This is a genomic window from Streptomyces clavifer (genome assembly GCF_036345975.1).
GTDB classification, from domain to species: Bacteria; Actinomycetota; Actinomycetes; order Streptomycetales; family Streptomycetaceae; genus Streptomyces; species Streptomyces clavifer.
Window position 1 is genome coordinate 3,068,229 of sequence record NZ_CP107793.1, and the last position, 12,687, is coordinate 3,080,915.

Consider the following 12,687-nt stretch of genomic DNA (forward strand, 5'->3'; position numbering starts at 1 on the left):
GTGTGCCGGACTCCTGGTGTGCGGGTTCCGCTGCCTGCTGGTTCGCCGGCTGCCGGTTCGCCGGCCTGCTGTCCGCCGCGCGCCGGCCTAGGGGCCGACGTACCGCAGGACGACTCCGTGCCCGGTGCGCTCGACGACGCGGAAGAGCGGCGAGGCGCCGAGGTCCCTGGTCAGTCCGGCGAATCCGCCGGGCGGCAGCAGCCCTTCGCCGGCGGTGTAGACGTCCTGGGTGCGCGTGAGGATGACGTAGGCCGTGGCATCCGGCGGCAGACGGGTCGCGAGGTAGTGCGCCGGGTCCTTGAGCATGGCGACGTTCTCCGGCAGCTCCTGCTCCGCGAAGAACCAGTGCTCCAGCTCGTCGTAGCGGTGCAGCGCCCGCGGGAAGGAGCCCGTGGTGGCCAGGATCAGCGCTCCGTCCGGAGCCCGGTCGATGGCGCGGGTGACGAGCGCGGTCTCGGCCGGCGGGGTGTAGTTCATCTGCTCCTTGCCGTAGTACGACGGCATGAACCCGGCGAGCAGCGCCACCAGTGACACCGGGAGCGCGACGGCGCTGATCCTGCGTACCGCCGGACGGACCCGGTGCGCCCCGCTCCCGCCGGCCGCCGGCACGAGTGCGGCCGCGGCGAAGAAGGCTGCGCCGGGCAGCGCGAACAGGTAGACCCGGAAGAGCATCTCACCGCCGTAGTCGTTGACCACGAACAGCGGTACGGGGGCGGCGGATGCGAGCAGCAGCGGCAGGGCGCTGTGCACCAGGCGGCGCCGCAGCAGGAGGGCCGTGCCCGCGAGGGCGGCGACGGCGAGCACCATCACGACGTTGGCCCGCCCCGCGAGCTCGGGGCCCGCCCCGGTGAGCTGCCCCGCGTACCCCGCCCGGGAGTTCCGCGTGATCTCGCCGAGCGATTCACGCAGGGTGCCCAGCGTCTCGGTGAACAGCGGGCGGCCCATGGTCAGGTCCCAGGCCAGCATGAGGAGGCCGGCCACGACGAGCAGTCCGGGGTTGCGGTAGCGGCGGGTGAGGTTGAGGGCGAGCAGGGTGGCACAGAGCATCACCGGGGTGAGCTGGTGCACCGCGTTGACCGCGACGAGCACCGGTACGAGGACCACCACGCAGACCGCCCGCTGCCGGGTGCCGGTGGGCGGCGGCACGGCCGCGGCGGCCGGGTCGAGGTACGCGCGGGAACGCAGCCGTCCGGCCGATCCGGGGCGCACGAAGTGCCGCAGGACGACGGCGAGCACGGCGAGGTGGAGGAGGAGGGCGAGGCCCTGCGGGGCGAGGTAGTCCTGGCCCACCCAGTTGGCGAGCTGGAAGATCCAGACGGCGGTCCACACGAGGCGCCAGTCCTCGCTGAAGGTCCGGTAGATCAGGATCAGGACCGGCATCATCAGCAGGCCGAGGACGATGGGTGCCCAGTTGAGATACGTGGCGGCGCCGTCGGCCCCGAAGGCGCGGACGAGCCCGGCGTTGAGGGTGAAGAAGCCGGGCCACTGGTCGTACGCCGACATGTTGCCGGACAGGCCCTCGCTCGGGCGCAGCTCGCCGTTGGCCAGCAGGTGGTCGATGACCGCGTCGTGCTTGGAGGCCCAGGGGTAGCGCTCGGAGTCGTACAGCACGGCGGGGACGCCCTTGAGTGCCGTCAGCAGTGCGGCGCAGTGCAGGGCGGGCCACCACGGAGCGGTGCCCGCGCGGCGCAGGGTGGCCAGGAAGCCCGCGGTGAGGACGAGGAGGGACAGGTAGTAGGTGACGGGCAGCCGGTCGAGGAGGCCGTACTCGCCCATCGAGCGGAACCCGATGTGCGGCAGGGCGTGGACCCAGAGTGCGGCTGCCACCAGTAACGGCAGCCAGCTCAGCAGGAGTTGCGGATCGGGCGCGGCGCGGCGGCGAAGGCGCGCGGGGGCCCGGGGGGCTGTGGCCGGGGGTCCCGGCTCCGGCGGCTCGGTGCCACCGCTCCCCGCGGCGCCCCCGGCGACCGGTACGGGCACATGCTGCTGCACGGTGCGACTCCCCCCACGGATGTGGTCGCGGCCGTCACGCCGCTGTCCCCTTGAGCGAAGTATAGGAACGCGCTTCGCCTTTGTACGGCTTTCACTCGGTCCGTCACCGGTCCTGCGGCCGACCGCGTGGTGGCCGACCGCGTGGTGGCCGCCCGCGCCGGGCCGTCCTCGCGTGGGCCCGGCGGGGGTGCGCGCGCTCCTCAGCCCGCGAACACCGGCCCCCGGGCCGCCGCCCGCGCCCGCCGGTACCACCGCCATCCCACCGTCGGGAGCGAGTCGGCGAACGGCGCCCCGGGGGCGCCCTCCCCCGCCATCCACCGCTCCACGTCCCGCACGGTGTGGTGCCGCCGCAGGATCAGCCGCGCGATCCGGAAGGGCTCGTCCCGGAGGGAGCTCAGTGCGTGCCGGACGGCCACCGCACTCTCGTACCCGGCGTCCCGGGCGGCGCGGCGCACGGCCCCGCTGTTGTACCCGTGCGGATAGGCGAGGTGCGTCACCCCGTGCCCGAGCACGTCCTCCAAGGCCCGCTTCGAGTCGACGAGTTCGCGCCGCAGCCGCGCACCGGACAGCGTGTCCAGCTGGGCATGGGTGACGGTGTGCCCGCCCACCTCCATGCCGTACTGCTCCAGCAGCGGCGCCTGCGCCAGGGTCATCATCGGTCCGGGCGGCAGCAGGCAGCCGTCGCCGGACGGGTCCAGCGCCCCGGTGGTGAGGTAGGCGGTGGCGGGCATCGAGCGCCCGGCGAGCGCCTCCGCCGTCGGGCCCGGCAGATCGGCGAAGCCGTCGTCGAACGTGAGGACGACCGGCCGGTCGGGCAGTTGTACCCGGCCCGCCAGACGGCCGACGAGGGCGCTGACCGGGACGGGCGTGCGCCCGCTGTCCACGATCGCGTCGAGCTGCTCCGCGAACGCCCGGGGCGTGACGGTGAATTCGGCGATCCACTCCGGCGGGTCCTCCATCACCGCGTGGTAGAGCAGCACGGGTACGGCAGCGGCCAAGGCTCCTCGGCGCGCGCGGGATCCGTCCGGTCCGTGAGCGCTCATCTCCCCTCCCAGGGGCGTCGTACGCCGCGGACGGCGAGCCGGGCACGGACGTAGCCGACGGGGCCGTAGAGCAGACCGCGCCGCTCCAGCCGCGACAGGTGCCGGGGCCACGGGTGGGTGTACGTGCCGTGCGCCCCGGGGACTCCGGCCGTCCCGGTGGCACGCGGCGCGGTCATCGTGCGGGCGTGCGCGAGGCCGCGCGGCAGCCGGACGAGCAGGGCGGGCAGCAGGGCCGGACGGCGGACCAGGAGCGCGGTGAGGCAGGCGGTGAGCCCCGCCCCGTATCCGTGGGCCTGTCCGCACAGGTCCGCCCAGCTCTCGCGGTGGTGGTGCCAGACGATCGCGTCGGGTGTGTAGAGCAACGGGTGGCCTTCGGCGAGCAGCCGCACGAAGGCGTACAGGTCGTCGCCTCCCCTGGCCGCGGTGCCGGTGCCGGTGGCGGGGTCGAAACCGCCGACCGCCCGCAGCGGCCCGGCACGGAAGGCCATGCTGGCCCCGGATCCGAACCGTCCGGCGGTGAACGGGAAGAGGGGCTCGTCGGCCGGGGGGTGCGCCGGGTCGTAGCGGCGCTCGGTGAACCCCTTGGCGAAGCCGCCGTGGCTCTCCAGCAGGATCTGCGCCGGGGTGCTCAGCCGGGCGGGCAGGATCAGGCCGGTGACGCAGGCGAGCCGGGGGTCGGCCGCGAACGGCCGGGTGAGGGCGGTGAGCCAGCCCGGGTCGGCGACGACGTCGTCGTCCGTGAAGGCGAGAACGTCCGCGCCCGCTTCGGCGATGCCCCGGTTGTGGGCCGAGGCCAGACCGGGCACGGGCTCCAAGGCGTAGCGCACGCCGCGGTCCCGGTATGCGGCGGTGACGAGGGCGCGGGTGGCCGTGGTGACCGGGGCGTTGTCGACGACCACGATCTCGAAGTCCGGATGGTCCTGGGCGAGCAGCGAGTCGAGGGCGCGGGCGAGCTGCCCGGGGCGCTCCCGGGTGGCGACGACGACGGTGGCCCGGGGCGCGTGGGCCGCCGCGGACGGGGACGGGCCGACGGGCAGGTCGATCTCGTCCGCCGCCTGCTCGGCGAGGACCGTGGCCGGGTCGTCGCCCGCCCGGATCCGGCCGACGACCGTGCCGACCGGGCGCCCGCGCAGCCGTACGAGGGCGTAGACGCGCCGGTCGTCGCGGTCGCGCCGCCCGGTCGGCGGAGCCGCCCGCTCCAGCGGTGGGCTGCCGGGGGCGGGCGTGGTCCGTGGGCCCGAGCCGTCCGGCGCTTCGAGCTCCAGCTCGGTGACGGCGATGCCGCCGAGCCGGGATGTGTCGGGTAACGGTGCTGTTCTGTACGGCATCCGGTGCTCTCCCCCCGTCCTGACGCCATGGCCTGTTCGGGCGTCGGCGTGTTCCGGTGCTGTGGCGTGTTCCGCCGCTACGGCGTCTTCGGATCGCGCAGCCGCCCGGCCCGTTCGAGACCGCGCCGGGCCAGGCCCGCGAGCCGGGGACGGTTCCGTACGAAACCGTGGGCCCGCCGCGAGGGCTCCCGGCCGGCCCACCGGAGGGCCGCGCCCACTCCGGGTCTGACCGACGCCCCCTCGTACACGGTGAGTTCCCCGGTCTTCAGACCGTCCTTGTACTCGGCCGCCCCGCGCCCCATGTCGAGCATCCCGATACCGTCGCCCGCGGCCGCCCGTGCCATCGACAGGTGCAGGATCAGCCCCGGTGAGAACTTCGCGAACCCGGTCGCGTACGCCGGGAACCAGCACGAGAGCACCGTGCGCGAGCGCAGCCCGAAGTGGGCGGCCACGGGCCGGTCGCCCGCGTACAGGACCGAGAGCAGGCCGGAGCACCCGGGTGCCCGGGTGTGGAAGAGGAACTCCACCAGCTCGCGGATCCACTTCCTGGCGAAACGGTCACGGCGTCCGGTCCTGCGGTACTGGGCGGACTTCCACTCCATCAGGGTCCGCAGCACGGCCGGATCCCGCTCGTCGAGGACGAACCGCACCTCACCGGCCAGCCGGCCGAGCTTCCGCTCCTTCGCCAGGGTCGTCCTGAGGAACTTGGGCGACCGGGCGCGCAGCGCCTTCTCGTAGTTCTCGTAGCCGTCACCCACATCGATGACGTAGGAGGGGTACGAGCGGGCCGCGTCCGGTGCGAAGAGCCCCTGTCTCTCCTCCAGGTTGTCGAACTCCCAGGTGGAGAGCCCGCAGGCCCGCAGCAGCGTCTGCGGGTCCAGCGGCAGGCCGGGGCGCAGCACCGCCCCCTGGAGGTCGGACACCCCGAAGCCGATCGCCGTGCCGTGGCCCAGCCGCCCCCGCTCGAACGGGAAGAAGCCGGCCGTGCCGCCGTCGTCCTCACTGATCACGGCCACCCGTGCGCGCGGCCGGACACGGCCGACGGCAAGGGTGAATTCCGGTTCCATGAACGGATGGGCCGGAGCACCGGACTTCGCCCGGAGCTCCCGCCAGGTCTCGATGTCCCCCGCGCCCAGATCTCCGGGCCTGACCACGCGTATGCGCCGACTGCTCACCAGACCCCCCGGTCCACCCCCTGAGCCACGCTGCCCCAGAACGGTACCGGCCGCGGTCACTCAGCGGTAGACGGCGACGACGTCCGGTGACCGGCCGGCCGAGGGTCGGGTCCCGCCCTCCGCCGTCGGGACCTTCCCCGCCGACGCGTCAGGCGACGCGTGCGCCGCGCTGCCACACGGCGTCGGCCAGCGGGACGCCCGGCCGGTAGGCGAGGTGGACGTGGCTCGGCGCGTCGAGGAGCAGGAGGTCGGCGCGGGCACCCGGTGCGATGCGGCCGATGTCGGTGCGGCGCAGGGCCGCGGCACCGCCGGCGGTGGCGGCCCGGACCGCCTCGTCGGGGGTCATGCCCATGTCCCGTACGGCGAGGGCGATGCAGAACGGCATGGACGAGGTGAACGAGGAGCCCGGGTTGCAGTCCGTGGACAGGGCGACCGTGGCCCCCGCGTCGAGGAGGCGGCGGGCGTCAGGCCAGACCGCGCGGGTGGAGAACTCCGCGCCGGGGAGCAGGGTGGCGACGGTGTCGCCCTGGCCGAGTGCGTCGATGTCGGCGTCGGTGAGATGGGTGCAGTGGTCGGCCGACGCGGCGTCGAGCTCGACGGCGAGCTGGACCCCGGGGCCGTGGCCGAGCTGGTTGGCGTGCACGCGGGGGTGCAGTCCCTTGGCAATTCCGGCCGTGAGGACGGCGCGGGCCTGGTCCCCGTCGAAGGCGCCCTGCTCGCAGAAGACGTCGATCCAGCGGGCGTGCGGGGCGCAGGCGTCCAGCATCGGTCCGGTGACCAGGTCCACGTAGCCCGCGGGGTCGTCGGCGTAGTCGGGCGACACGATGTGCGCGCCGAGGAAGGTGACCTCGTCGGTGTGGCGGGCGGCGATACGCAGGGCGCGCGCCTCGTCCTCGACGGTCAGGCCGTAGCCGGACTTGGTCTCGCAGGTGGTGGTTCCCTGCCGGAGCGCCTCGGCGAGGTAGCGGGCGACGTTGGCGGAGAGCTCGTCGTCGGACGCGGCACGGGTGGCGGCGACGGTCGTGCGGATGCCGCCGGCGGAGTAGGGGCGGCCGGACATGCGCGCGTTGAACTCCTGGGTGCGGTCGCCCGCGAACACCAGGTGGGAGTGGGAGTCCACGAAGCCCGGGATCATGGCCCGGCCGCCCGCGTCGACGGTCTTGTCGGCGGCGGGCGCTCTGTTCGATTCACCGGCCCATACGATGCGGTCGCCGTCGATGACGACGGCCGCGTCCCGGATCAGGCCCAGGGGGGACCCGTCCCCGAGGGAGGGGTCGTTCGTGACCAGGCAGGCGATGTCGGTGATGGCGGTGGTCGTCATCCGGAGGCAGCTTTCGTCGGTGTCGGGTATCAGCCGTGCAGGGCGGCGATGGCCTCGGCGAGTGCCGAGGGCACGTCCTCGACCAGGGTGTGGCGACCGTCGCGGACGACGTGACGGCCCGCCACGACGGTGTGCCGCACGTCCGCCGCGGAGGCGGCGAACACCGCTGCCTCGGCCGCCAGCCGCGGCGCCGGCCCCGCTGTTCTGACGGAGTCCAGGGCGACGGTGGTGAGGTCGGCGGGCGCGCCCGGTTCGAGCGTGCCGGCGTCGGGGCGGCCGAGGGCGGTGTGGCCGTCGGCGGAAGCGGCCCTCAGCAGGGCGGCCGCGGTCCAGTGGCCGCGCACATGGGTGCGCAGCCGCTCGTTGAGCTCCATCGCCCTGGCCTCTTCGAACAGGTCGATCACGGCGTGGCTGTCGCTGCCCAGGGACAGCGGGGAACCCGCCCGCTGGAGGGCGGCGGCCGGTCCGATGCCGTCGGCGAGATCGCGTTCGGTGGTGGGGCACATGCAGGTGCCGGTGCCGGAGTTCCCCAGCAGCTCGATGTCCTCGGCGGTGAGGTGCGTGTTGTGGATGCCGGTGGTGCGCGGACCGAGGACCCCGTGGTCGGCGAGGAGCCGGGTGGGGGTGCGGCCGTGGGCGGTGAGGCAGGCGTCGTTCTCGGCGGTCTGCTCGGAGAGGTGGACGTGGAGCGGCGCTCCCCGCTCCTCGGCCCACCGCACCACGGTGGCCAGCTGACCGGCCGGGACGGCCCGTACGGAGTGGATGGCGGCACCGATCAGCGCGTGGTCGCCGCCCTTGAGGAGGGAGGCGCGCTCGGCCCAGGCGTCGGCGGTGGTGTCGCTGAAGCGGAGCTGGTGGCGGTTGGGCCTCTCACCGAATCCCGCGGCGAGGTAGGCGGTGTCCAGCAGGGTGATGCGGATGCCCGCCGCGTCCGCTGCCGCGATGAGCGCCTCGCCCATGGCGTTCGGGTTGTCGTAGGGCGTGCCGCCGGGCGCGTGGTGCAGGTAGTGGAACTCGCCGACGGAGGTGATGCCGGCCAGGGCCATCTCGGCGTACGTGGCACGGGCCAGGTCGAAGTAGGTGTCGGGGGTGAGCCGGGAGGCCGCCCGGTACATGAGCTCGCGCCAGGTCCAGAAGGTGCCCGAGCCCACCTGGACCGTGGAGCGCAGCGCCCGGTGGAAGGCGTGCGAGTGGGTGTTGGCCAGCCCGGGGAGGGTCAGCCCGCGCAGGGCTGTGGCGCCGGGCGGTGGCGCGTCGATGCCCGTACGGACACCGGCGATGCGCCCCCCGGCCACGTCCAGGGTGACGCCCGGCTCGACGTGCGTGCCGAGCCAGGCGTGGGACATCCAGTAGGTGGCTGTGACCGGTGTGCCCGTGGGTCGAACTGTCAGCTGCACGCGAGACCTTCCAGTACGTCGGCGAGTGCGATCACCCCGGCCACGCAGTCGTCCTCGGCGGCGTGCTCGGCCGGCGAGTGCGAGATCCCGGTGGGGTTCCGTACGAACAGCATGGCGGTCGGGACGGAAGCGGACAAAATACCCGCGTCGTGTCCGGCTCCGGTGCCGAGCACGGGCACGGTGCGCCCCGAGCCGTCCGGACCGTGCTTCCCCAGCACGCGGCGGATCTCGTCGCGCAGCGCGTGCTGGAACTCCACGACGGGCGTGAAGGACTCCCGTACGACGTCGAGGTCGGTCCCGGCCCGCTCGGCGTGCTCCCGGGCGGCCCGCTCGACGCCGTCGACGACGGCGTCGAGGGTGGCCTGGTCGGCGGCCCGGGCGTCGAGCCAGCCACGCACGAGGGAGGGGATCGCGTTGACCCCGTTCGGCTCGACGGCCACCTTGCCGAAGGTCGCGAGACCACCGGCGAGCGCGGCCTCCCGCCGGGCGGCCAGGACGGTCTCCGCGTAGGTGAGCATCGGGTCGCGCCGGTCGGCGAGCCGCGTGGTGCCCGCGTGGTTGGCCTCGCCCCGGAAGTCGAACCGCCAGCGGCCGTGCGGCCAGATGGCGGAGGCCACTCCGACCGGGTCCCCGCTCAGGTCGAGGGCGCGCCCCTGCTCGACGTGGAGCTCGACGAACGCGCCGACCCGGGCGAGCCGTTCGTGGTCGGGGCCGATCGCGCCGGGGTCGTGTCCGGCCGCCTCCATGGCCCGCGCCAGCGGGACGCCGTCGCCGTCGCGGAGCAGACGCGCCTTCTCGGCGGTCAGCTGCCCGGCGGCCAGCCGGGACCCGACGCAGGCGAGCCCGAAGCGGGCACCCTCCTCGTCGCCGAAGTTGGTGACGGCGAGGGGCCGGGTGAACTCCGCCCCTCTGCGGCGGAGTTCGTCGAGCGCGGCGAAGGAGGACACCACGCCGAGGGGCCCGTCGAAGGCGCCCCCGTCCGGCACGGAGTCGAGGTGCGATCCGGTGACGACGGCGTCCCCGGCGAGCGGGTCGCCGAGCCAGGCCCACTGGTTCCCGTTCCGGTCGGTCTCGTAGTCCAGCCCGCGCGCCTCGGCCTGCTCCCGGAACCACTCCCGGCACTCGGTGTCGGCCCCGGTCCAGGCGTACCTCCGGTAGCCGCCGCTGCCGGCGTGCCGCCCGATGGGTGCGAGGTCCCGCCACATGTCCTGGAAGGAGGGCGGCGGACTCCCGCCGGGCGCCGTGGCTCCGGACGCCCGGCCGTGCCCGCCCGCCGGGGACGTCACTGCTCCCCCTCCGCCATGGGGACCCGCACGCCCTGGTCGGCCGCGACGGACTCCGCGATGTCGTACCCGGCGTCGACGTGCCGGACGACCCCCATGCCCGGGTCGTTCGTGAGCACCCGGCGGATCTTCTCGCCCGCCAGCTTCGTGCCGTCGGCGACGGTGACCTGCCCCGCGTGGATGGAGCGCCCCATCCCTACGCCGCCCCCGTGGTGCAGGGACACCCAGGACGCCCCCGAGGCCACGTTGACCATGGCGTTCAGCAGCGGCCAGTCCGCGATCGCGTCGGAACCGTCGAGCATGGCCTCGGTCTCGCGGTACGGCGAGGCGACCGAACCGCAGTCCAGGTGGTCGCGTCCGATGGCCAGGGGCGCGGCCAGCTCCCCGCTCGCGACCATGTCGTTGAAGCGCTCCCCGGCCTTGTCGCGCTCGCCGTATCCGAGCCAGCAGATCCGGGCGGGCAGACCCTGGAAGTGGACGCGCTCGCCGGCCATCCTGATCCAGCGGTGCAACGACTCGTTCTGCGGGAAGAGTTCGAGCATCGCCTTGTCCGTCTTGTGGATGTCGGACGCCTCGCCCGACAGCGCCGCCCACCGGAACGGCCCCTTGCCCTCGCAGAAGAGGGGCCGGATGTACGCGGGCACGAAGCCCGGGAAGTCGAACGCCCGCGCGTACCCGGCGAGCCGGGCCTCGCCCCGGATCGAGTTGCCGTAGTCGAAGACCTCGGCCCCGGCATCCATGAAGCCGACCATCGCCTCGACATGCGCGGCCATCGACTCGCGGGCGCGCAGCGTGAAGTCGGCCGGCTTCTCGGCCGCGTACGAGGCCATGTCGTCGAAGTCCACGCCGACCGGCAGGTAGGCGAGCGGGTCGTGGGCGCTCGTCTGGTCGGTGACGATGTCGACCGGGGCACCCTCGGCGAGCATGCGGGGCAGCAGCTCCGCGGCGTTGCCCAGCAGGCCGATGGAGAGCGGGCGCCGCGCGTCGCGCGCCTCGACGGCCAACTGGAGCGCGTGCTCCAACGAGTCGGCCCGGACGTCCAGGAAGCGGTGCTCGATCCGGCGCTCGATGGCGCGCGGGTCGCAGTCGATGCAGAGGGCCACGCCGTCGTTCATGGTCACGGCCAGCGGCTGGGCGCCGCCCATGCCGCCTAGTCCGGCCGTCAGCGTGATGGTGCCGGCCAGCGTGCCGCCGAACTTCTTGGCGGCCACGGCGGCGAACGTCTCGTACGTGCCCTGGAGGATGCCCTGCGTCCCGATGTAGATCCAGGAACCGGCGGTCATCTGGCCGTACATGGTGAGTCCGAGGGCCTCCAGCCGGCGGAACTCCTCCCAGTTGGCCCAGTCGCCGACCAGGTTGGAGTTGGCGATCAGGACACGCGGCGCCCACTCGTGGGTCTGCATGACGCCGACGGGCCGCCCGGACTGGACGAGCATCGTCTCGTCCTGCTTCAGGGTCCGCAGCGTACGGACCATGGCGTCGAACGACCGCCAGTCGCGGGCGGCCTTGCCCGTGCCGCCGTAGACGACGAGCTTGTCGGGGTGCTCGGCGACCTCGGGGTCGAGGTTGTTCTGCAGCATGCGGAGGGCGGCTTCCTGCTGCCATCCCAGGGCGCTCAGTTCCGTACCGCGCGGTGCCCGTACGGGGCGGGGTCCTGACATGGGGAATGCCTCCTCGCGACTGCTCACTACGACCGTTCGACAGCTGTTCCTTTTTCTATTCACATCCTGACGTTCTGAATACTCCTAGTCAACAGGGCGCGGGCCAGGCGGTTGCCGCCCCCGCCCTACACCGCGCCGCGCATGTACCACTGGAAAATGCCAGAACTTCCACCAGGAACGTGCACGTTGCGTAGCCTCTTCACTACAGCCGTACACCACGTCGGGAGGGAGTCCGCGGTGCCCGGAATCGACGAATGCCTGCTCGACGTCATGAGGCTGCCCGGCGCCCGGGGCGCCGCGGTGGTCGACTGGACGAGCGGCCTGGCCCTCGGCACGATCGGCGAATCGCCCAACGGGGACCACGAGGCGACGGCCGCCGAGACGGCCGAGGTGGCGAGGATGGCGGCCGAACAGCCGGTCTTCGCACGGGCGGCCCACACCGCGGACCCGGCGCACTCCGCGTTACGCGGGCCGGCCCGGCCGGACCGGAGCCCGACGGCTCCCCCCGGCCCCGCGGTGGAGGACGTCATCGTCACCGCCGCAGCCGGCTACCACATCCTGCGTTTCGTCGAAACGGCCTTCGACAGCAGCGTCTTCCTCCATCTCTGGCTGGACCGCTCGGAAGGCAACCTCGCCCTCGCCCGCATACGGCTCGGCGAGATCGCGGAGCGGCTGGTCCTGGCATGAGACCGACCGCCACCACCCGGACCGTCATACCCGAACAGGCCGTGCTCTCCCCCATGCTGCAGCGGCTCGCGGCGGAGCGCGCCACCGGCGCGTTGATGCGCGACCGCGGCACCCTCTACCTCGCCGACGGCCAGGTCGTCCACGCCGAGAGCCCCGCCACCCCGGGCATCGACGTCCTCCTCACCACGAGCGGCGCGCTGCGCAGCGAGGGCTGGTGGGACGCGGTCGCCCAGGCGGGCGCCGGACAGCGGGTGGCCCGCTACCTCGTGGACAGCGGCCGTGTGCCGGGCGGCGCGCTGGAGCTGTGCCACCTGGGGGCGCTGTACGACGCGGCGTTCTTCGCCCTGGCCCCCACCCACACCCCGGCCCGCTTCCGCTACGGGGTGTCGCACTGGATCGGCCCCGTCCGCCCCGTACCCGTGGACTCCGTGCAGCGCGAGACGCTCCGGCGCCGGGAGCTGCTGGACCGGATCTGGCCCGACGCGCTCACCGACAGCGCTCCGATCGCCCCGACGGCACACCCCGTCGACGCCCCGGTCCCCCCGCGTCAGCGCCGTGTCCTGGACCTCGTGAACGGCGTACGCACCGCTACGGACATCGCCCAGGAGCTGGGCCGTTCGGCCTTCCACACCCTGGTCGACCTGCGCCGGCTCGCGGCCGCCGGACTCGTCGAGCCGGTCCGCCCGGCTTCGGCCGGATCCGCCTCAGGGCCCGTCCGGATCGAGCTGCCCGAGGTCACGGCCGACCCCGACCTCGCCCTGCTGCGCCGGCTCAGAGACGCATTGGAGGCCCTGTGATAC

Annotated in this window: 10 protein-coding genes; 2 read left to right on the forward strand and 8 right to left on the reverse strand. The window is 73.8% G+C overall.

The window, feature by feature from the left end; all coding sequences use genetic code 11:
- Positions 1-87: 87 nt before the first annotated feature.
- The 8 genes from OG927_RS13150 to hutU form a co-directional block, all read right to left on the reverse strand.
- Positions 88-1,992, reverse strand: a complete 1,905-nt coding sequence (locus OG927_RS13150; RefSeq protein WP_330320199.1) for a hypothetical protein — start codon at positions 1,990-1,992, stop codon at positions 88-90.
- A gap of 200 nt (positions 1,993-2,192) precedes the next feature.
- Positions 2,193-2,972: a polysaccharide deacetylase family protein gene (locus OG927_RS13155; RefSeq protein ID WP_056798938.1), complete on the reverse strand. Its 780-nt coding sequence runs from the start codon at positions 2,970-2,972 to the stop codon at positions 2,193-2,195.
- A 59-nt stretch (positions 2,973-3,031) separates the two neighbouring features.
- Positions 3,032-4,363 carry a glycosyltransferase gene (locus tag OG927_RS13160; protein WP_330320200.1) on the reverse strand — a complete coding sequence of 444 codons (1,332 nt, stop codon included), beginning with the start codon at positions 4,361-4,363 and terminating at the stop codon, positions 3,032-3,034.
- 77 nt (positions 4,364-4,440) lie between these two features.
- A complete protein-coding gene (locus OG927_RS13165) occupies positions 4,441-5,538 on the reverse strand; it encodes a GNAT family N-acetyltransferase (protein ID WP_241191859.1) in 1,098 nt (365 codons plus the stop codon).
- Positions 5,539-5,686: 148 nt separating this feature from the next.
- Positions 5,687-6,859 carry an imidazolonepropionase gene (hutI, locus tag OG927_RS13170; protein ID WP_330320201.1) on the reverse strand — a complete coding sequence of 391 codons (1,173 nt, stop codon included), beginning with the start codon at positions 6,857-6,859 and terminating at the stop codon, positions 5,687-5,689.
- A gap of 29 nt (positions 6,860-6,888) precedes the next feature.
- Positions 6,889-8,256: a formimidoylglutamate deiminase gene (locus tag OG927_RS13175; RefSeq protein WP_124282125.1), complete on the reverse strand. Its 1,368-nt coding sequence runs from the start codon at positions 8,254-8,256 to the stop codon at positions 6,889-6,891.
- A complete protein-coding gene (locus OG927_RS13180; protein WP_056799597.1) occupies positions 8,247-9,461 on the reverse strand; it encodes an allantoate amidohydrolase in 1,215 nt (404 codons plus the stop codon). Before OG927_RS13180 ends, OG927_RS13175 begins: the two co-directional genes overlap by 10 nt.
- Positions 9,462-9,538: 77 nt before the next feature.
- On the reverse strand, positions 9,539-11,200 hold the full coding sequence (gene hutU / locus OG927_RS13185; RefSeq protein ID WP_056798951.1) for a urocanate hydratase: 1,662 nt from the start codon (positions 11,198-11,200) through the stop codon (positions 9,539-9,541).
- 237 nt (positions 11,201-11,437) lie between these two features.
- Between hutU and OG927_RS13190 the strand changes: the two genes are divergently transcribed.
- On the forward strand, positions 11,438-11,887 hold the full coding sequence (locus OG927_RS13190) for a hypothetical protein (RefSeq protein ID WP_056798953.1): 450 nt from the start codon (positions 11,438-11,440) through the stop codon (positions 11,885-11,887).
- The gene (locus OG927_RS13195; protein WP_209470360.1) at positions 11,884-12,684 is read left to right on the forward strand and encodes a DUF4388 domain-containing protein; all 801 of its coding nucleotides are present in this window, start codon (positions 11,884-11,886) and stop codon (positions 12,682-12,684) included. Before OG927_RS13190 ends, OG927_RS13195 begins: the two co-directional genes overlap by 4 nt.
- Positions 12,685-12,687 lie beyond the last annotated feature (3 nt).

What these genes read in the sequence shown, in the direction of transcription:
- OG927_RS13180 (WP_056799597.1), bottom strand. Translation starts at nt 9,461, where the DNA reads ATGTGGCGGGACCTCGCACCCATCGGGCGGCACGCCGGCAGCGGCGGC.
- hutU (WP_056798951.1), bottom strand. Translation starts at nt 11,200, where the DNA reads ATGTCAGGACCCCGCCCCGTACGGGCACCGCGCGGTACGGAACTGAGC.
- OG927_RS13160 (WP_330320200.1), bottom strand. Translation starts at nt 4,363, where the DNA reads ATGCCGTACAGAACAGCACCGTTACCCGACACATCCCGGCTCGGCGGC.
- OG927_RS13195 (WP_209470360.1), top strand. Translation starts at nt 11,884, where the DNA reads ATGAGACCGACCGCCACCACCCGGACCGTCATACCCGAACAGGCCGTG.
- hutI (WP_330320201.1), bottom strand. Translation starts at nt 6,859, where the DNA reads ATGACGACCACCGCCATCACCGACATCGCCTGCCTGGTCACGAACGAC.